We start from the raw sequence: 19,158 nt of genomic DNA, 5'->3' as shown, positions 1-19,158 counted from the left end.
GCCCCATCCATCGCGCCTTTGCTTTACGCGATGGGTGGGATCGATACTTGTCCGCGCCCGGTCTTGAGACTTACCACCAGGATCACGACAGCCGCGAGCAAATACGCGATCGAAAGCATCCCGGTACCGACTCGCGTTCCGCCGCCATGCTGGATCGCCCATCCCATCCAGTTCGGCCCCACAAAGCCGCCGATGATCGACAGCATATTGATCGCCGCAATGCCCACCGCCGCTGCCGGCCCATCGAGAAACGTCGTGCTCAGGCTCAGTGCCGGCCCCTGGCTTGCGTAGTAACTCACCGACGCCAGACCCAGCGCGGCGATCATCACCCACGGCTGCCGCACCAGCCCACTGACCGCGAACGCCGTCGCCGTCAGCAGGGACAGCCCGACGACATACGGCACCTTCGCCCGAATCCGGTCCGAATGCCAGCATACGATCAGCATCCCCGCCGCGCCTCCCAGTGCAATGCCGGCGATCAGCGCACCGACGCGGTTCGTGCCCCATCCCGTCGCCGCCTGATAGATCGCCGGTGCCGAGAACGAAAAGGCATAGTACGACCCCAGCGACAGGAACATATACACGCCGATCAGCGCGACCCTCGGCTCCATCAACACAGACAGAAGGACAGTCAACACATCCGCATGATGACCGGACTTTCCGCCGGCGCGCTCAATTGCCGCCGCGTCTTCGCGGAGACGAGCGAGCAGCCACGCACGCTCCTCCGGCTCCATCCACCTGGCATCGGCGGGACCGTCTGGCAACGCGTTCCAGACCACGACGCTCAGCAAGATCGCCGGAATCGCTTCCACCAGAAACAGCCACTGCCAGCCTTTGAGTCCCAGCCTTCCGTTCAGGCTCAGCAGCGACCCGGCAATAAGTCCCATCAGTACGTTGCTTAGCGGAAACGCGATGTAGAACCGGCCAACCGCCCGCGACCGCATCTCCTGCGGAAACCACAGCGACAGGTAGTAGAGAACTCCGGGAAAGAAGCCCGCCTCCGCCATGCCCAGCAGAAACCGCAGCACGTAGAAGCTGAGGGGCGAGCGCACAAACATCATCGCCGCAGCCAGGATGCCCCACGTCAGCATGATGCGTGCGATCCATCTCCTCGCGCCAAACTTCAGCAGGAGAAGATTCGATGGCAGCTCGCAGATCGCGTAGCTCAGGAAGAAGACGCCCGCTCCGAACCCGTAGATGCCGGCGTTGAAGTGCAGATCGCGATTCATCTGCAGCGCTGCGAAGCTGATGTTCGCGCGGTCCATAAACGCCACCATGTAACAGACCGACAACAGCGGAATCAGCCGCCACGCCGCCTTGCGCAGCGTCCTTTGGCCCAGCGCCGCCTCGCTGGAAAGATGCAGCTCCGCCGAATCGTTCACGCCGGGTAAGACCACGCAGAGCCCCTAGAGATAGATTCTTGAAATGATGATGCGCTCATCCTACCCGTGAGCTATTCTTTCCGCGTAGCAAAATCGCCTGGCCCCAGCGCCCGGCCCACTGCCCGACCCGGAAAGGCGCGCTCGAATGCTCTCGACCAGCCCCATCATCGGTTTTGTCCCCACGCGGGATGGAGAACGTGCCCGCGCCTTCTACGCCGAGACCCTTGGCCTGGACTTCGTCACCGACGATGGCTTCGCCCTCGTCTTCCGCTCCGGAAGCAATATGATCCGCATCGCCCGCGCCGGGGAGTTCACGCCTGCGCCTTACACCATTCTCGGATGGGAGGTTGCGGACATCGTGGCAGAAGTGACGGCTCTAACGGCGAAAGGCATTGCGTTCGCCCGCTACCCGTTCCTGCCGCCAGATCAGGTCGACGAATTGGGCATATGGTCGACGCCGACGGGGGACAAGGTGGCCTGGTTCCAGGACCCGGATGGGAACACGCTGTCGCTCTCGCAGCATCACAACTAGGTCCGTAACAGGATGCCTACTCAAATCGCGGCAGCTTCTGCAAGTCCGCCTCCGGCACCATCTCCATCGGACCACCAGCCTTGATCCAAGCCTTGATCCCGCCTTCGATCACCTGCGTCCTGCAGTTCTCCTTGGCCAGCTCGCGTGCGACGCGGATGCTGGTTACGTCGCGGATACAACTGCAATAGATGTAGATCTCGCACTCAGGAGCCATGAACTCCCGCAGTGCGACCAGTTCTTCCTGCAGCCGGTGCGGCTCTACGCGGATCGAGTTCTTGATGCGCTGCATTCCGGGATCGTAGTAGCCATGGCTGCGAACATCGGCGATGACGACCAGCTTATCGGGCGTGAGTGCCTGCAAGCGCTCATAAAGACCCGCCGCTGTGATCTTCTCGATCGCGCCAGACCTGCGTGCGCGCAAGGTAAACGCCAGCAGCACGCCGCCATAGGCAAACACCGCCAGAAGGATGACCAGAAGAACGGCATGTCCGGCACTTTCGATTTGCTGGATGATCTGCACGATGAATTTGCTGAAGATATAGCCTGAGGCGAGCCACGCCGAACAGTATCCCAGCACACCCAGGGCATCCATCCGTAGAAACTGGCTGAGCCGCATGTTCAGGCTGCCGGCAATCGGTGCCGCCATCGCGCCCAGCCCGGGGATGAACTTCGCAAAGAGCAGCGTCTTCGGCCCACGCCGGTAGAAGTAGCCAGCCGAAGAGAAGATGCAGGCCTCGGGATTGACGGACGCGCGGCAAAGAATACTGAGCAGCCACCAACCGCTGTATCGCCCACCGTAAAAGAGGAGCGTATCGCCGGCAACAGCTCCGGCCGACGCCATTGCGAGGACTACCCACGGATTCAGGGCTCCTGCATGCGAAGCTGCGCCTGCCGCCAGCAACACGGTCGAGGCAGGCAGCGGCAGCCCCAACGCCGCAAGAAATAGGACAAGCCCGGTGACGGCGTATCCGTGGTGCATGATGAAGCCCACTACAGCCATCCGCGCGTGTCCCTGCCCCTCAAATCACGTGATATCAGGATAGATGCATTCGGTGAAGGCAACGCCAAGCGATGCGGTGGGCATTTGATCACACATAAGTGTTAGTCCGAGTTCGAGAGGAACGCAGATTTCCTTCGGGAACGAGAAGAAGGATTTCAGAACTGGAGCCGCAGGCCGAATTGAAGCTGCCGTTCCCGTGAGTTGGCGGTGCTCGAAGCCGTGAACGCGCCGAACGGCTGCTCGTTCAGCCCCTCCGCTGCAACCGTCGGCGCGTCCTGGAAGATCAGCGGTGTCACTCCATTGACCGCTACACCTTCCTGATAGGCACGCGTCGTCGTGCTCGTATAGTTCACGTGATTGGGCAGATTGAACACCTCCGCCGATGCTCGCAGTCTCAGCCGCTCTGTGACCCGGATGCCCCGGTTGACGCGCAGATCCATGTGGACCGTCTCCGGCAGCCGCAACGTATTTCGGCCCACGGTCGGCAGGTAGACCGCTCCGCCCGAGCCATTGATGCTGGTGTGACCGCCGGACAGGCGGGTGCCTCCGAAGATCTCGTAGCTGTAGGGCCGGCCGCTCGTCTCGATAAACAGAGGGCTGACCTGCCATCCATTCGAGGCCAGCTTCAGCAAGTGTTTCGGCGTCGCCAGAGACGGCTCCCAGATGGCGCTTGCCGTGATCTTATGCGGATAGTTCAGCGTCGAGAGACCACGGTCGTATCCCAGCTCAAACGGGTCGAGCTGGCCGTTCGTCCTTGGAGTAGCGCTATTGTTCTGGCCGTAGTCGATCGCCTTGGCCCACGTCCACGTTGCGCGAAACTCCAGCCCCTTGCGGCTCCGCCGTTCCGCCGAAAGCACCATCGCGTTATACGTCGCGTTTGTATTGGAGACGATGTCCGTCACCGGCCCGTACAGTGGGCTCACCCGGTCCGTGTAGTACGGCAGTTCGAAGATCTCGCCGTTCGTCACCCCACGCGGTCCACTTCCACCCACGGGACCGCCCTGCAACTGAAACGTCCGTGTCGCAGTTGAAGGAGCGATGTTGATGTCGACCGAATCCGGCAACTGGCGGTCCAGATTGAACACGTACGAGGCCGATGCCGTGATGCCGCAGCCCACGCCGCGCTCGATCGCGAATGTCCCCTGCTGCACCATCGGCAGCCGGAATCGCTTATCGAAGAGCATCGCCGAGGTCGTCGTGCTGACTGCCGCACCCGGCTCAGCCAGATAGGTGCACCCGTAGCCGAACCCCTGGTTCGCCACCTGCGGGCAGTTGGTGACGGTCGTCGGCGTAATCCTCACGTGCGTCGCCGTGGCCGGCATGGCCGTATCGAGGAGCGCGGCCCGGACCGTCCCTCCAGGCAGCCTGCCGTAGTACACGCCGTACCCGGCGCGGACCGTTCCCTTCCCGACACCATGCGGCTGCCACGCGATCCCCACCCTTGGCCCGACATTGTTCCTGTCTTCGGGAAACGCGCTCGTAGTGCCGCGGTCCCCGAACAGAGCGTCGATCGCTGGATTTGGCGTCTGCGGCGATGGCTCGCGCTCATATTCGTAGCGAACGCCAACCGTTACCTGCAGCGTCGGCGTCGCCTTCCACTGGTCCTGCGCGAATCCCGCCCACTCCTGCGTGGGGAAGCTTACGCTCTGTTCTCCGAAGCTCTGCGTGAAGGTGCGGAAGCAGAACCGGTGGATCGCCGCCACAATCGACGGACAAGCCCCGTTGGGATAGGCGTTTGCGCTGAAGGTATAGTCCGTGATCCAGTCCACCAATCCTCCAGCCTTGCCCGCCCCTATGCCGCTGTCGTAGCGAAAGGTTCCTTCCTGATTGCTCAGCGCGTCGATACGATCGTGAATCTGACTGAAGTCGAAGCCCACCTGCACCAGGTGCCGCCGGTGCGACCACTCCACCAGCTCCGCGACCTGTAACCGCCTTTCATCCGGATACGCCTTGCGCCCCAGCGACGCTGGCGTTCCAAACACAAACCCATTCAACCCGATCGAGATCTCTGGCGCGAATCCTCCCGGTCCGATCGCCGGCTCCTGCGGCAGCGGCGGCTGCGCGGTCTCGTACTCAAAGTCGCGCCCGAAGGCGACGCGCACCTCGTTGCTCAGGCGGCTCGTCCACAGACTCACTAGCCGCGCCACGCCCGCGTCCACCTTGCCGTAGGCATTGCCGAGGCTTGCCAACCCGCGATCCACCACCGGCTCAGAGCGCACGCCGCCGGGCGAACTCCAGCGCACGCGGTTCTCCTGCACGCTCAGCTTATGGCTCGGCGAGATCTGCCAGTCTATTTTTCCGAAGGCAATCTGCTGGGCTTCACGTCGCGGCACCGTCCCGGTCAGGCTGTCGAGATACGTCAACGCAGCATCCGTCGCCTTAGCGGAGACGCCTCGATTTCCCAGCAGCGCGCGCTGCGTCGCCGTCAACGCGAAGAAGTCGCCGTATCCGGGCGAGGAGACAGCGTCATTGGCCCTCCGCTGCACATCAACCGCGGCAAAGTAGAAGACTCTGGGCTGTGACGCCGCTCCGCCGCGCGTGACTCTTGCCGCCCAGGGAACCGGCCATGCGACCGGGCCGCCTACCGTTCCCCCAAACTGCTGGCGGAGATCGTGCGGCTTCACCAGCGTATTCGTGACCACGCCGCCCGCGTAGCTGCTTGCCACTGAGAACGGATTCGTCGCGCCCCAGGAGCTGTCCCGCGCAAGGTAGAACCCGCTTCCGTGCAGTGCATTCGTTCCACTCTTCGAGACTGTCGTGACCACGCCGCCAACCGCATGGCCGTCCAGCGCTGAGTAGCTGCCCGAGTTCACCCGAAACTCCTGCACCGCCCCCTGCGAGAACGTGTACGCCGCCCCCGCGTGGCGTCCATACAGGGAGCGCGATCCATCTCCGCCGACGCCCGTCGCCGTCCCGCTGTCACCTTCTTCTTCTGCCTCGCGCTCCGCTCCGCCGCCCGCGCCCTGTGCGACGCCTCCGAAGTGCTGATCGTTGGAAGATCCGTCGATCTCGCTGGAGTTCTGGGTCGTCGCCAACCCGCGAAAGCTCACAGCCGCCTCGCCGTCTGATGCAGAGCCGCCGGCGGTCTCAGGCAGCAGCAGCGCGAAACTCTGCCACCGCCTCCCATCCATAGGTAACAGATCGATCTGCGACGCGGTCGTCAGCAGACCAGGAACCATCGCGGACGGCGCGTCCTCGGACGAGCCATCCGATGAGCCAGCGATGACAGGCACCGGAGCGGAATCGACTGAGATCAGCGTCTCCACCGTCGCCAGCCCAAGCTTCGAGTCCACGGTAGCGATTGCGCCCAGCCCAACCGCAACTTCTTCAACAGCGGCCGCAAACCCGGGGGCTGAGATTGTGACCCGGTACGTTCCGGGCGCAACGTGCGTCAGCAGAAAACTTCCCTCGGCTCCGGTTTTAAGCACCTGTTCGAAGCCCGTCGCACGGCTGACGACCAACACTCTGGCCGCAGCCACAGAATCTCCTCGAGGGTCCGTAACCCTCCCGCCGATCGCCCCATCGACCGAGCTCTGCCCACTGGCGGCAAGACATCCCAGCACCATAACCGCCGCGCACAACCGCGTCCGTCCCCGATTCCCCATGCGTTCTCCTCGCCTCAAGGGGCGACTTCTCTGTGATTTAAGAGAGAACTTTGCGGGAGCTGCCTGCGCCATCACAATCCGGGCAAAGCATCGCTTCCCAGCACACAACTTCGCGGGAGTACCGGAAGCGTAATCTCTTTTCCCAAAATAGAAAAGGGGCAAAAGAAGAGGGCGGCAGCCGAAGCCACCGCCCTCCACAAGCACAGCCAGAGATCGCTTAGAAAGCAAGCTTGAAACTGATCGCAACCTGCCGCGGTGTGTAAAGGAAGCCGCTCGAGTTCGAGTTGGTCACCGCACCAAAGCTGCTCTGGTAGGTGGCTGTGTTGGTACCGCTTGCCGAACTCAACAGATAGCCTGTGCTATTGATTCCAGTGACGTTCTGGTGGTTGTAGAGGTTGTAAAGGTCTGCCCGCAACTCCAGGTTGTAGCGCTCGTGGAGCGGAATCTCCTTCTGCACCCGCAGGTCCTGCACAACGTCGCGCGGGTACTTCAAGGTATTGCGACCGAGCTGCGGAATGTAGCTGGTTCCGCCAGCCCCGTTCCAGCTGCTGTTCAGTGCAGCTGCCGAGGGATAGCCGCTGATCGAGAGGGAATACGGAAGACCGCTCTGCGCCTGGAACGCTGTGTTCACGCTCCAGTCGTTGACCGCCCACTTGTACCAGTCTCCCGAGTTTGTGTTGGGCAGGTTGTACAGAACGTACCCAGCGATGCGATCGGGAACGTTGTAGTTTGAGTTTCCGTAGTTTGCCCGCTGGTTACCGTAGGGGTCGTACCAGTTGTTGGTCGTAGTGGTCGTCGTCGCGTTCTGATTGAAATCGAGCGCATGCGACCAGGTGTAGTTCACATCGAACTGCAAGCTCTTCAAGCTGCGGTTTTGGATCTCAGCAGCCAACGCCTGGTAGCTGGAGTTGATGTTGCTGGTGACCTTGGTGATCCCCTGGAAGGCGGGATTCAGATAGCCGGTGTAGACAGGAACGGTGATCGTCGTGCCGTTGGCCAGTGGTCCTTTTCCGGTGGAGTCTGCAATGTTGATCACGGTGGGGGTCGTCACCGGGTTCAGGTTGACGTTCAGGAAGTTCGTCAGCTCGCGACCCAGTCCGCCGAGATAGCTGACTGAGAAGACTGTTCCACGGCCAAGCTCCTGCTGCACCGAGAGGTCGAACTCATGCACCATCGGGTTCTGGAGGTTCTTGTCCAGGTAGTAGGAACTCGGTGTCGGCGCGTTCGCTGCCGTGACGATATTCGGGAAGGTGGGAGCAGCGGCTGCGCTGGGCTTGATCGTCGCTACGTACTGCCCTAGCGGGCTACCCGTATTCAGCAGAACGTTGAGCAGAACGCCGTTGGTGATGCGGCCATAGAACATGCCGTATCCACCGCGCAGGACCGTCTTGCCGCCGCCGTACACGTCGTAAGAGAAGCCGAGACGGGGTCCGAAGTTGTTCTTGTCGCTCGGCTTGTTCTGCAGATCCGCATAGGGGGTGAAGTTGGTCGCAGCAGCCGTGAGGGTCGCCGAAGGAGAAGGCAGCGCCTCATAGTCCCAGCGCAGGCCAAGCTGTAGGGTCAAGCGCGGGTTGAACTTCCAGTTGTCCTGGCCGAAGAAGCCGTAGTCCAGCGTGCCTACGTCGAAGACCGGCGGCCCGAAGCCCTGGGCCAGCGAGGAGTAGCACGGGCTGGTTCCGACAGCGCTCGTGACGACTCCATTCTTGATCGTCGCCGCCGAAAGGGCCGTGCTGTTGCAGGTCTTCTTGCCGGTCGTCTCGGAGTTGATGTCCGCCAGGTAGGTGCTGAGATAGCTGTAGGTGAAGACGCCGTTGCTCTCGTAGGTGTTGTTGATCAGATCGTCGTTGTGGACGGTGTCCACGCCGAACTTCAGGCTGTGGTTTCCATGCGAGTAGAAGAGCGTGTCGCCGACTTGCCACTTGTGCTCATCCGGCAGCGCCTTGCGATAGGAGTAGTAAGGCGAACCAAGATAGAAGCCGGTCGAGGTCGCAAGCGCCACCTCGGGGACATTGCCGCCCGCGCCCACCAGGTACTGCTTGGTGTAAGCGCTGAAGGGCTGCTGTCCCTCGTCGTTCAACTCGCGACCATACTGATAAAGCAGTTCGTTGCTGATGCTCGACGTCACCGCGGTCGTCAGCTTCGCCACGCCGTAGTCCAGCTTCACAAAGTCGGTGCCGAAGGTGTCGATGGCATAGTTATTCGTCGCCTGGGTTTGAACGCCGCCCGGCGAGTCCCAGCGCAGGCGGTTATACACCGCACTGAGCGTGTTCTTGCTGTTGATCGTGTAGTCTAGCTTCGGCATGTTCACGACCTGGTCACCGGTGCGCGGTACCGAGCCGAGGTCCGGCAACAGGCTGGCGAGACCAGCACCGTACGCAGCGGCACCTGCGTCGTAGCTGATCAGACCCTCGCGCGCGGCCAGCGTGCAGGCCTGGCTGTCCAGCGCGTAGTTCTTATTCGTCGTCGTGCTGCCCGAGAGGTAACCGGTCGTCAGGCTGCAGGTAGGCGCGCCGGCGATGCTGGCCAACGCTGCGTCGGGCTGTGAGAAGAACGTGCCCGGTACGTTCGCCTTGGCGGTGCCGGGGAAGACGCGGTGATGTTGGTCGTAGGTGTAGTACCAGAAGAGCTTGTCCTTGATGAGCGGACCGCCAGCAGAGAAGCCCCAAATTTTACGGGAGTCCTTTGGCTTGTACGGCGAGCTGGTAAAGGTGTACGCGCCGGTCGAGGGATTCTGCACACCGGTCGTGTTGGTCGTAAAGGGGTTGAAGGTGCCCCAGTTGCTCTCGCGGTCGGAGAAGTAAGCCTGGCCATGAATCTTGTTGGTGCCGCTCTCGGTGACCGAGTTGATGACACCGCCGGCCGCACGCCCATACTGCGCGGAGTAAACGCCAGCATTCACCTGGAACTCGCGGATCGCCGTCGGGGGTGTGGAGTAGGCCTCACGGGTACGGCCACGCTCCTCGGAGTAGTACGCCTGATTGTCGTCCGCGCCGTCGATGAGAACGTTGTTCAGGATCGGGCTGATACCGCGGATGCTGACCAGACCGAAACCGTTCGAGTCCGACACCACGCCGGGCGTGGTCAACGCGAGGCTCGACCAACGAAGATTGTTGACCGGAATGTCCTCCAGCGCGCGCTTGTTCAGGTTGGCGGCAAAGTCCGGCGATTCGAAGTTCAGCACGGGTGCCTCCGCCGTTACATCCACCACGGAGGTCGTCGAGCCACTGGCCAATTTAGGGGCGACCTCGGTCAGTTGTCCAACCTGCACAGTCACCTTCGAGACGCGCACTTCGCCAAAACTGGGGGCCGAAACGGTGACGGTGTACGAGCCCGGCTCAAGCAGCGGAGCCTTGAAGTAGCCGCTGTCGTCCGAGGTCAGGTGGATCTCTGCGTTGGTGCCATCATTGTGGATCGTCACGCTGGCGTTGCTGACAATCGCGCCCGTGGTATCGAACACGGTCCCGCCGATCGCTCCCTGCGTAGAGGTCTGGGACCGTCCCGCGCCCGTGACCGCCAGCGCGAGCGCCGCGGACAGGACCAGGTTCATGGCAATCTTCTTCTGCATCATTGGATCTCCTGAGAGGTTGGTTCTGAAAGTCGGTGGCACTCCAAAGCCTCGTTGCGAGACGCACTCTCGAGGCTTTCGGTGGACTCTTCTTCGCTGATCAGTTTGTAGGCTTAACGCTCGCATAATTTTGTTAATAGACGGTTACGCCAACTGGTCATTAGGACTTCCCATGGACAGAGTGTCCACTCGGGCACCAGGTGAAGCTGGGGGTCATGGACTCTACTTGCCCCGCTTCCATTTACACTGAAGATTGCAATGTTTATCGATGAAGCAAGAATTCGTATCAAGGCCGGCGACGGCGGCAACGGCTGTATGGCCTTCCGCCGGGAAAAGTTCGTCCCCAAGGGCGGCCCGTCGGGTGGCGATGGCGGCCACGGCGGCGACATCCTTATGTCCTCCTCGCTGAGCCACAACACCCTCGTCCACTTCCGTTTCAACCCCGAGCATAAGGCGCAGCGCGGCGGCCACGGCCTCGGCTCCAACTGCTCCGGCTCCCAGGGCGAGTCCACCACCCTCAAAGTTCCCGTCGGCACGCTGCTCTACGACGACGAGACCGGCGAGCTGGTCCACGACTTCGCCCGCCCCAACGAGACCATCGTCATCGCCCGCGGCGGACGCGGCGGACGCGGCAATCAGCACTTCGCCACCAGCACCCACCAGGCCCCGCGCGAGCACGAACTCGGCCGCGCCGGTGAGGCCCGCAACTACCGCCTCGAACTCCGCCTGCTCGCCGATGCCGGCCTGGTCGGCTACCCGAACGTCGGCAAATCCACGCTGATCTCGCGCATCTCCGCCGCCAAGCCCAAGGTCGCCAACTACGCCTTCACCACGCTCGAGCCCAACCTCGGCGTCGTCTCCGTCGGAGACTGGCCCCACGAGCTCTCCTTCACCGTCGCCGACCTTCCTGGCCTCATCGAAGGCGCACACCTCGGTCACGGCCTCGGCATCCAGTTCCTGAAGCACATCGAGCGCACCTCGGTCATTGTGCACCTGGTCGATGTCTCCGACGGCAGCGGCCGCCTCGACCCTGTCGAAGACTTCAAGGTGATTACGGCAGAGCTGAAGTCCTTCGACCCTGCACTCGCCGCCAAACCGACGATCCTGGTTGCAGCCAAAGCTGACGTCGCCAATCCCGACAAGCTCAAGAAGCTGACCGCAATGGCGAAGCGCCGCAAGTTGCCCTTCTTCTTGATATCCGCCGTCAGCGGCGAAGGCATCGACAAGCTGAAGTTCGCCCTCGCCGACATGGTAGCGACGCATCGCCCCATCCCCGTCGACGTCGAGCCACTCCCGGACATCAAGCTACGGCCCAGCTACCCGCCTCCACCGAACTCCGCCAAAGGCCGCGCATAGTTTTTCGTTCTGTTTGCCGTTCTCGAAGGGAGTCTGCGTTTCATAGCCCATGCGCATAGCCCTCTTTGGCGGCACCTTCGACCCTCCCCATCGCGGCCACATTGCGATAGCGAAGGCTGCGGCCGATGCCTTCGCACTCGACCGGGTGCTTTTCGCGCCTACCGCGCTGCAGCCCTTGAAGCTTGAGACAGCTCCGTTACCGTTCGCAACCCGTCTGGCGCTGGCTGAAGCGGCATGCGAAGAAGATCCTCGCTTTGAGGTGACCGATATCGACGCTCCTCATCCGGACGGCTTGCCGAACTATACTGTGGACACGCTCACCGAACTCGCCAGGCTCTACCCCGCTGATACGCTCTTCAACCTTGTCGGGGCAGACTCCTTCCTCAACCTGCGTAACTGGCGCGAGCCCGATCGCCTCCTCGAACTCGCCGAGTGGATCGTCGCCTCCCGCCCCGGATATGCGTTGAACGATGGAGATCTCGCCCCGCTGAGGCTGAGCAAGTGGCAACGCGATCAAGTCCACCTGCTCGGCGGAGTCGAGGAAGACATCTCCGCCACCGTGCTGCGCGCACGTCTCCACCAAGGCGACCCCTGTCTCGACCTCCTGCCAGAAAAGGTTGCAGAGTATACCCAGCGCCACAGCCTCTACCGCTGAGCCAAGATCGCCAGGACAGGGCCGTCGACCCAGACAGCAAATATCCGATTATCTCTAGTTTTCTACAGATTTCCGGAGACTGTTCCTTGATTTAGTGACGCGTCGCGGTCGCGATTTTTTTGGCCGAGAAACATTCTTGACTGACGTTTACGCTCCGTGAAAACTTCTAGCCGCAAGTGACGTATGGCGATCAAATTGCTTAGCAGGTAAGCAACCGCCCATATGACGCTTGTAGTTGCCCATGAGGGCAACCGCCTTTGGGACACCCTTTCTACTTTTCTTGACCGGTAGTTATTATCAAAGGAGCCCCATGTTGAAGTGGTTTTTCCGTTCTGCTCTCCTGCTCGTCGTCTTCGCATTTGCGATCTTTGCAAAGGCTCAGGACTCCTCCTCGATGACCGGTCTTGTTACCGATGCCTCAGGCGCGGTGATTCCCAAGACAACAGTCATTTTGTCGAACAGTAACAACGGATCGACCTTCACCCAGGTTACCGATTCCAAAGGCGTTTATCGGTTCAACTCAATTCCGGCCGCGCCCGGATACACGGCGGTCTTTACCCACGACGGTTTTTCCTCGGTAAAGATCGAAAAGCTGGCGCTCGAGGTGGGAACCACCCGCACCCAGAACATCCAATTGACAGTGGGTGCAAGCGAAAAGGTGGCCGTCTCCGCAGCTAGCGATGAAGCCACGCTGAATACCACGGACGCCTCGATCGGCAACAACCTCAGTCTGCGCGAACTAAACGAACTGCCGGTGCAGGACCGCACCAATGGCATCTCGGCCCTCTTTTATCTGCAGCCCGGAGTCGATTCCTATAGCGGCGCGGTGGCTGGGGCCCGCATCGACCAGACGTCGGTGACCCTTGACGGCCTTGACGTCAACGATATCGCCGCCGGAACCACCTTCGCAGTCGTCGCAACCGCGCCGGTTGACTCCGTCGAGGAGTTCAAAGGAACCATCGCCGGCCTGGTCTCGAACATCGGAACCGGCAGCGGTGCGCAGTTCCAGTTGGTCACGAAAAGCGGAACCAACCAGTTTCACGGCAACATCAACGAATACCATCGCGACACGGTCACCAGCGCGAACACCTACTTCAACAACCTGAACGCTCTTCCCCGCACGCCGCTTATTCAGAACCAGTTTGGCGGCAACATCGGCGGCCCAATCAAGAAGGACAAGCTCTTCTTCTTCTTCGACTTCGCGGACTCGCGCATCATCCAGTCTTCCTTCGCTGAGCGGACCGTGCCTCTTGCAAGCTATCTTGCCGGAAACGTGAACTACATCAACAGCAACCCAGGCTGCACTGGAAGCAGCCGTATCACCACGACCCCAAACTGCATCTCCACGCTTCCCAACACCGCGACGACCGGTCAGTCGATAACATCGCTCGATCCCTCAGGCATAGGCTTCGACCAGGATGAACTTACGTTCTTGAAATCCCGCTATCCTGCCGCAACCGACCTTGCCTACGGCGACGGCGTCAACACCGGCGGACTTCCTTTCAACGTGCCGACACCAAATATCGACACCACTTACGTCACCCGCATCGACTATAACCTCTCCACTAATCACAAGCTCTTCGGCCGCTTCACGATCAACCGGCAGAATGCGACCTCCAGTCTGCCTCAATTCCCTACCGACCCGGTCAGCCACCCCTTCATCGACCGCAGCTACGCCTATGTCGTGAGCGACGTTTGGACCATCGGCAATAACAAGGTCAACCAGTTTTACTATGGCGATGTCGTCTCGAAGTACAGCTTTCCCAACGCCTACAACCCGACCGGAGCCAACCAATACTCGTTTACCGGCCTGAGCAATCCCTACTCTGGCAATGACGGCCAGAAACGGCGTGTACCCATCCCGGTGGTTCGCGACGACTTCAACTGGCAGATCGGCTCGCACAGTGTCTCCTTCGGTGGCACATTCAAGTTCATCAAAACTAACAGTAATCTGATCAACGATTACAACTTCGTCGGGGTCGGACTCTCCGGCGCTGCACTATCAGGCGGTCTTGACCCAACTGTTCGTCCTAGCGACATCAATAGCAGCTCCACCGCTTTGAACGATTACGACCAGCTGTTTACGACTGCGCTCGGCGTCATTGGATCCATCAACACCAACTACAACTACACAAACACCGGCGCGGCCGTGCCCGCCGGCAGCGGCGGTCCGCGCGCCTATCGCTACTATCAGACAGAAGCGTATGCGGGCGACAACTGGAAGATCACGAAGAATCTGACGCTCGCCTACGGCGTCCGCTACCAGTTCTACACCGTGCCCTACGAGACCCACGGTTCGGAGTCGGTCGAGTTCACCGACCAGACGACCCAGCAGCAATCTACGCTCGACTCCTACGTCAAGGCGCGCTTGCAGGCCGCCTCCAGTACCAATCCGGTTCTCCCCATCTATAGCGTGAAGCTGGGTGGAAAGGCCAACAACGGACCCAGCCTCTACGCTCCCTCCTACAAGGACTTCGCCCCGCGCTTCGCCTTTTCCTACAGCCCCTTCGCAAACGAAAAGACCGTTGTGAATGGCGGCGTCGGCATCGTCTACGACCGCACCGTCATCAATGCGATCAACTTCCTCCAGGATCAGATCTCCTATCTGTTTTCCAACACCCAAACCAACAACTTCGGCGGGGCAACTGCTGCCGCTTCACTCTCTACCGCGAATACCGCTCGGGTTGGGACCAATCTTTCCTATCCTTCGAGCCTCATTCCTCCTCCCGCACCGCTCTCGGTCCCCTACACGCCTTACGACGCCGGCGGTAACCTATACGGCCTAGGCGCCGGTGAGACCAACTTTGTCATCAGCCCGAACCTCAAAGACCCCTACTCCATCGCGTTCAACGCCGGCATCCAACAGGATCTCGGCTTCCACACCATCATGCGTCTCAACTACGTCGGACGTCTCGGTCGTCGGCTTCTGGCCGATGCGGACGCCGGCCAGGTGATTGATGTACCCGATACCACCGGCAAGTCCACTCAGACAATGGTCCAGGCCTTCGCGCAATTGACCACCCAGTTGCGCGCCGGCGTCCCACTCACTCCCCAGCCCTGGTTCGAAAATGTTCTTGCGCCTCTCGGAGCCTCTGCGGGGCTCGGCAATAACACCAACCTAGTAGCGGCAATGGTCGGGCAGCTCGGCAACCGTGGCGACATCTCGGACATGCTCTACACAATGGCGGCCTACACCGAGTTCTACGGCTTCACCAATTTCCTACCGCAGAACGTGGGTATCCCGTCGCAGTTCGGTTCGAACGCCTACCTTACCAATCAGGGAAGCTCGAGCTATAACGCCCTACTCCTCACATTGAACAAGAACAGGTCGCACGGCCTCAAGTTCGACTTCAACTATACCTGGCAGCACTCCATCGACAACGCCTCGCTCAGCGCCAACAATAACTCATTGTTCAGCAATAGTGGCTTCATCTGCGACGTCCTGAAGCCCCGAGCGTGCCGCGGCACCTCCGACTTCGACGTTACTCAGGAGTTCGTTTCGAACTTTGAATACGACCTTCCCGTCGGTCGCGGGAAAACCTTCGCCAGCGGCTCCTCACGTCTGCTGGACGAGGCGATCGGCGGATGGAGTCTCTCGGGTATTCCTCAATATCGCACCGGCTTGGGCGTAACTCCTTATTCCGACGCCTACCTCGCTTCGTTCGACAATCAGGATCCGGCGATCTTCACCGGCACCAAAGGCAGCCTTAAGACCAAAGTGAACCAGAGCAACGGTGTTGTCTACGCTTTCGCCGGAGGTCAGGCAGGGGCCAATGCAGCCCTGGCGAAGTTTAGCGGTCCCGTCGGTCTGCAGTACGGTTCCCGCAACATCATTCGAAGCGCCGGCGGAGCCTACTTCGACGCCGGTCTCGCGAAGAACTTCCCCATCCTGGCCGACGACAAACTCAACCTTAGGTTCAGGGCTGACTTCTTCAACGTCCTCAATCACCCGGTCTTCTCGACCCCCGCTCTAAACATCGTGACCAACGCCTCACAGTTCGGCCAGATCACCAACACACTGCCCTCCCATTCCGGAGACTCCGTAACCGGCCGCATCGGACAGTTCTCCCTGCGTCTGGAGTTCTAGCCTCCGCTGTACACCCTTGCCGGATTAACCTACGCCTGCCGCAGATATCATCGCGGCAGGCGTTTTCCTTTTCTCCGAAGCTCTACGACAGCGATACACTTAATCCATGGCATCAATCGAAAGCTATCAACTCGTCCTCGCCGCAGCCGCAGCCTGCGAAGACAAAAAAGCGGAAGACATCCGCATCCTCGCCCTCGACCCCACCGAGAGCAGCCTCACCGACTACTTCCTGATCTGCAACGGCACCAACGAGCGGCAAAACGTCGCCATCACTGACGAGATCGAGATCCGTCTGAAGCGCGAGTTCGGCGTCTATCCCACCTCGGTCGAAGGGCGCCGCCAGGCCGAGTGGATCTTGATGGACTACACCGATTTCATCGTCCACGTCTTCTCTCCGGAGAAGCGTGCGTTCTATGGTCTGGAGCGGCTTCGCAAGTCCGCTGTCACCATCAGCGTCGAGACGCTCAGCTCCGAGCTAAAGACCCTGATTGCCGCCTCTCGGACCAAAAAGTCCACAGCCAAAGTCGAGCCAGCATCACTCCCAAAGAAGGCGGCAGCTAAGAAGACCGTTGCTAAGAAGGTTGCGGCCGTGAAAGCAGCGCCCAAGAAGGTTGCTCCAAAGAAGGCGACTGCGAAGAAAGTTGCCACCAAAGCCGTCGTGAAGAAGGCTGCGAAGAAGTCGAAGTAACCGGGCAATGAAGATCACTCTCGCGGCCATCGTTCCGAGGCGAAGCCGTTCCAAGGCCGATGCGTTCGAAACGTTGATCGCGGAGTACACCAAGCGCGCCGCGCGCTACACGCCCACGGACTCTCAACTCTTTGAGTCGGAGCCTGAGTTTCTTGCGTGGCTCCCCGCCCAGCCGGGGCGCGTCACCCCATACACGATCCTTCTGGACAGCCGGGGGAAGCAGCTCTTGTCGGAAGAGATCGCGACCACACTCGGAGGTCTTCGCGATCAAGGGACGCAACGCCTGGTCCTGGCCATCGGGCCTGCGGATGGCTGGTCAGAGAAGGCGAGAAGCCAAGCGGGCTCGCTGCTCGGCTTGGGCAGGATTACGCTTCCGCATCAGCTCGCCCGCGTAGTGCTTGCCGAGCAGGTGTATCGCGCCCTGACCATCCTCGCGGGCCACCCGTACCACTCCGGCCACTAGGTCTATGCCGCAATTGAGAACCTTTGCGCCCGTTCACAGAAATAGCGGACTCTGCTGCTCAAGGGCGGTAACGAAGTCTTTGCGATAAGCCACTAGAAGCTGCTGAAGCTGTTCGGCGTTGACGTTCCCGGCGCTGACTTCGCGGTAGGCGATCCTCCGACTTATCTTCTATCCACGGCAGGAATCCCTCGAGCAGGTGTGTGCGGGGAGCGCGGTCAGCCGTGGTAAAGCTTCGAAGACTAACTGGACGCTTCAGAGGCACCGGCCATCTCATTCACCCGCTCCTTCATGTATACGGACTGGGCAGTCAATTCCTCAGCCGCAGACGCAGTCTCTTCCGCGCTGGCAGCTGTCCTCTGGGTCACCTTTTCCATCTGCGACAGAGCCCTGCTGATCTGCTCAATGCCAATAGACTGCTCCTTGCTCCCATGACTCACTTCGTCGACAAGGGTGCCAATGCTTGTAAATTCACCTGATATCCGCTCGATGGAAGTCGCGACGTCGCTGAGCTTCGTCTTTCCCGCTACCGCCTTGGACACTGAGTCTTCGATCAGGAGGGCAGTATCTTTTGCCGCCTGTGCGCTCCGTTGCGCCAGGCTGCGAACTTCATCGGCCACGACCGCGAAGCCCATTCCGGCTTCGCCGGCGCGAGCTGCTTCTACCGCCGCATTCAGCGCCAGGATATTCGTCTGAAATGCAATTTCATCGATGATCTTGATGATCTTCGAGATCTTTCCGCTGGAGACGTTGATATCATCCATCGCCGCCATCATCTCGCCAAGTTGTTCATTCGTGTTGACGAACTCCGCCTTGGAATCGATGACCAACTGCGACATGGTCGTGGCGTTTACTGTATTTTTGTGGGCCATCGAGTTGATCTGCTCCGCGGCAGCAGAGGTCTCTTCAAGAGAGGCGGCCTGCTCCGACGCTCCCTGAGCCAGCGACTGGCTCGATTCGGTGACCTGGGATGATGCCGATGCGATCTGATCAGCCCCTTCTTGGAGCTCGACGGCTGTTTGCTTGAGAGCGGAGTTGATTCCCTTTACGATGTAGATTGCAAGTGCAATGCCGACCGCCGTCGCGATAAACGCGAGCATCAGCATTAGGTGTTGAAACTCTAGCCCGATCTCTCGCGCCATGATCGCTTGCTTCTTGTTGGACGTCTCTTCCATATCGATGAAGCCATTTTCAGCCGCCAGCCACGCCACAAACGCGGGACGTGCCTCATCCAGGACTTCTTTTTGTGCTAGTGCGTTGCTTCCGGCCTTCTGTTTTTGGATGACGTCATACAGAAGCGCAGTAGCTTTTTGCTCCGCATCCTTGATCTTTCCCAATTGGCTCCGCTCTTCGTCGGACACGTTGGTACCTGCGGCAAAGAGGTCATCCATAGGAAGCGCAGACTTGCTGTATGCATCTTCGAGGTGCTTGATATGTTCAATGATGTCCGGCAGCTCAGCGGCGGGCACCAGTGTTACATCACGCACTGCGATCGAGCGATCATGAGTGCTCCCGCGGAAGTTGATCGCATATCGCTCTTTCACCCCGTTGACGTCGTTGATGAGGGTTAGAGCGTCGCTGATCTTGTTTACCTGAACCATGCCCACAGCCGTCAGGATGATGGTGGAGGCGAGTACAGCTGCGAATGAAGCATAAAGTTTCTTGCTGATGGTCATGCTTTCCCCTTAACGTCGCAAAATGAATCGGGACTCTGTCTGCGCCAAATCGGAATTTGAGCAAGCAGTAAAATTGACCGCTGTCGGTCGCAGTGACAGGTCGTAGCTCGTCTCTATGGGAAAAATGGGATAAGAGCAAGAAAAGAAGTCCG

11 protein-coding genes are annotated in these 19,158 nt (G+C 60.2%); 6 read left to right on the top strand and 5 right to left on the bottom strand.

The genetic code is table 11. The annotated features are described in order from the left end of the window. Positions 1 to 23: 23 nt before the first annotated feature. Entirely contained in the window at positions 24 to 1,397 is a 1,374-nt protein-coding gene (locus OHL18_RS04800) for an MFS transporter (RefSeq protein WP_263373685.1), read from the bottom strand. 130 nt (positions 1,398 to 1,527) lie between these two features. Between OHL18_RS04800 and OHL18_RS04795 the strand changes: the two genes are divergently transcribed. Continuing rightward, a complete protein-coding gene (locus OHL18_RS04795; RefSeq protein WP_263373684.1) occupies positions 1,528 to 1,914 on the top strand; it encodes a VOC family protein in 387 nt (128 codons plus the stop codon). A gap of 16 nt (positions 1,915 to 1,930) precedes the next feature. Here OHL18_RS04795 and OHL18_RS04790 read toward each other — a convergent pair whose 3' ends face one another. The 3 genes from OHL18_RS04790 to OHL18_RS04780 form a co-directional block, all read right to left on the bottom strand. Continuing rightward, positions 1,931 to 2,914, bottom strand: coding sequence for a VTT domain-containing protein (locus tag OHL18_RS04790; RefSeq protein ID WP_263373683.1), 984 nt, complete (start codon positions 2,912 to 2,914; stop codon positions 1,931 to 1,933). A 155-nt stretch (positions 2,915 to 3,069) separates the two neighbouring features. Continuing rightward, positions 3,070 to 6,480, bottom strand: a complete 3,411-nt coding sequence (locus tag OHL18_RS04785) for a carboxypeptidase-like regulatory domain-containing protein (RefSeq protein ID WP_263374593.1) — start codon at positions 6,478 to 6,480, stop codon at positions 3,070 to 3,072. Positions 6,481 to 6,736: 256 nt separating this feature from the next. Next, on the bottom strand, positions 6,737 to 10,087 hold the full coding sequence (locus OHL18_RS04780) for a TonB-dependent receptor (protein WP_263373682.1): 3,351 nt from the start codon (positions 10,085 to 10,087) through the stop codon (positions 6,737 to 6,739). Between the two features lie 255 nt (positions 10,088 to 10,342). On the opposite strand from OHL18_RS04780, the gene obgE reads away from it, so the two are divergent. From obgE to OHL18_RS04755, 5 genes are all read left to right on the top strand, one after another. Continuing rightward, positions 10,343 to 11,440, top strand: coding sequence for a GTPase ObgE (gene obgE / locus OHL18_RS04775; protein ID WP_263373681.1), 1,098 nt, complete (start codon positions 10,343 to 10,345; stop codon positions 11,438 to 11,440). Positions 11,441 to 11,489: 49 nt separating this feature from the next. Continuing rightward, positions 11,490 to 12,095 (top strand): nicotinate (nicotinamide) nucleotide adenylyltransferase, encoded by a 606-nt coding sequence (gene nadD / locus OHL18_RS04770; protein WP_263373680.1) that lies wholly within the window; start codon positions 11,490 to 11,492, stop codon positions 12,093 to 12,095. 310 nt (positions 12,096 to 12,405) lie between these two features. Further along, positions 12,406 to 16,182, top strand: coding sequence for a TonB-dependent receptor (locus tag OHL18_RS04765; protein WP_263373679.1), 3,777 nt, complete (start codon positions 12,406 to 12,408; stop codon positions 16,180 to 16,182). Between the two features lie 106 nt (positions 16,183 to 16,288). Then, positions 16,289 to 16,870, top strand: coding sequence for a ribosome silencing factor (gene rsfS, locus OHL18_RS04760; protein WP_263373678.1), 582 nt, complete (start codon positions 16,289 to 16,291; stop codon positions 16,868 to 16,870). Between the two features lie 7 nt (positions 16,871 to 16,877). Further along, positions 16,878 to 17,333, top strand: coding sequence for a 23S rRNA (pseudouridine(1915)-N(3))-methyltransferase RlmH (locus OHL18_RS04755; protein ID WP_263373677.1), 456 nt, complete (start codon positions 16,878 to 16,880; stop codon positions 17,331 to 17,333). 239 nt (positions 17,334 to 17,572) lie between these two features. On the opposite strand, the gene OHL18_RS04750 is transcribed toward OHL18_RS04755, so the two are convergent. Continuing rightward, positions 17,573 to 19,006, bottom strand: a complete 1,434-nt coding sequence (locus OHL18_RS04750) for a methyl-accepting chemotaxis protein (protein WP_263373676.1) — start codon at positions 19,004 to 19,006, stop codon at positions 17,573 to 17,575. Positions 19,007 to 19,158: the final 152 nt, after the last annotated feature.

Source organism: Granulicella aggregans, assembly GCF_025685565.1.
Classification (GTDB): Bacteria; Acidobacteriota; Terriglobia; order Terriglobales; family Acidobacteriaceae; genus Edaphobacter; species Edaphobacter aggregans_B.
This window is presented reverse-complemented; position numbering and strand designations above follow the sequence as displayed.

Excerpts from the sequence above, each read along its gene's own strand:
- OHL18_RS04785 (WP_263374593.1), bottom strand. The coding sequence starts at position 6,480 with ATGGTGCTGGGATGTCTTGCCGCCAGTGGGCAGAGCTCGGTCGATGGG.
- OHL18_RS04790 (WP_263373683.1), bottom strand. The coding sequence starts at position 2,914 with ATGGCTGTAGTGGGCTTCATCATGCACCACGGATACGCCGTCACCGGG.
- rsfS (WP_263373678.1), top strand. The coding sequence starts at position 16,289 with ATGGCATCAATCGAAAGCTATCAACTCGTCCTCGCCGCAGCCGCAGCC.
- obgE (WP_263373681.1), top strand. The coding sequence starts at position 10,343 with ATGTTTATCGATGAAGCAAGAATTCGTATCAAGGCCGGCGACGGCGGC.
- OHL18_RS04780 (WP_263373682.1), bottom strand. The coding sequence starts at position 10,087 with ATGATGCAGAAGAAGATTGCCATGAACCTGGTCCTGTCCGCGGCGCTC.
- nadD (WP_263373680.1), top strand. The coding sequence starts at position 11,490 with ATGCGCATAGCCCTCTTTGGCGGCACCTTCGACCCTCCCCATCGCGGC.
- OHL18_RS04765 (WP_263373679.1), top strand. The coding sequence starts at position 12,406 with ATGTTGAAGTGGTTTTTCCGTTCTGCTCTCCTGCTCGTCGTCTTCGCA.
- OHL18_RS04795 (WP_263373684.1), top strand. The coding sequence starts at position 1,528 with ATGCTCTCGACCAGCCCCATCATCGGTTTTGTCCCCACGCGGGATGGA.
- OHL18_RS04755 (WP_263373677.1), top strand. The coding sequence starts at position 16,878 with ATGAAGATCACTCTCGCGGCCATCGTTCCGAGGCGAAGCCGTTCCAAG.
- OHL18_RS04750 (WP_263373676.1), bottom strand. The coding sequence starts at position 19,006 with ATGACCATCAGCAAGAAACTTTATGCTTCATTCGCAGCTGTACTCGCC.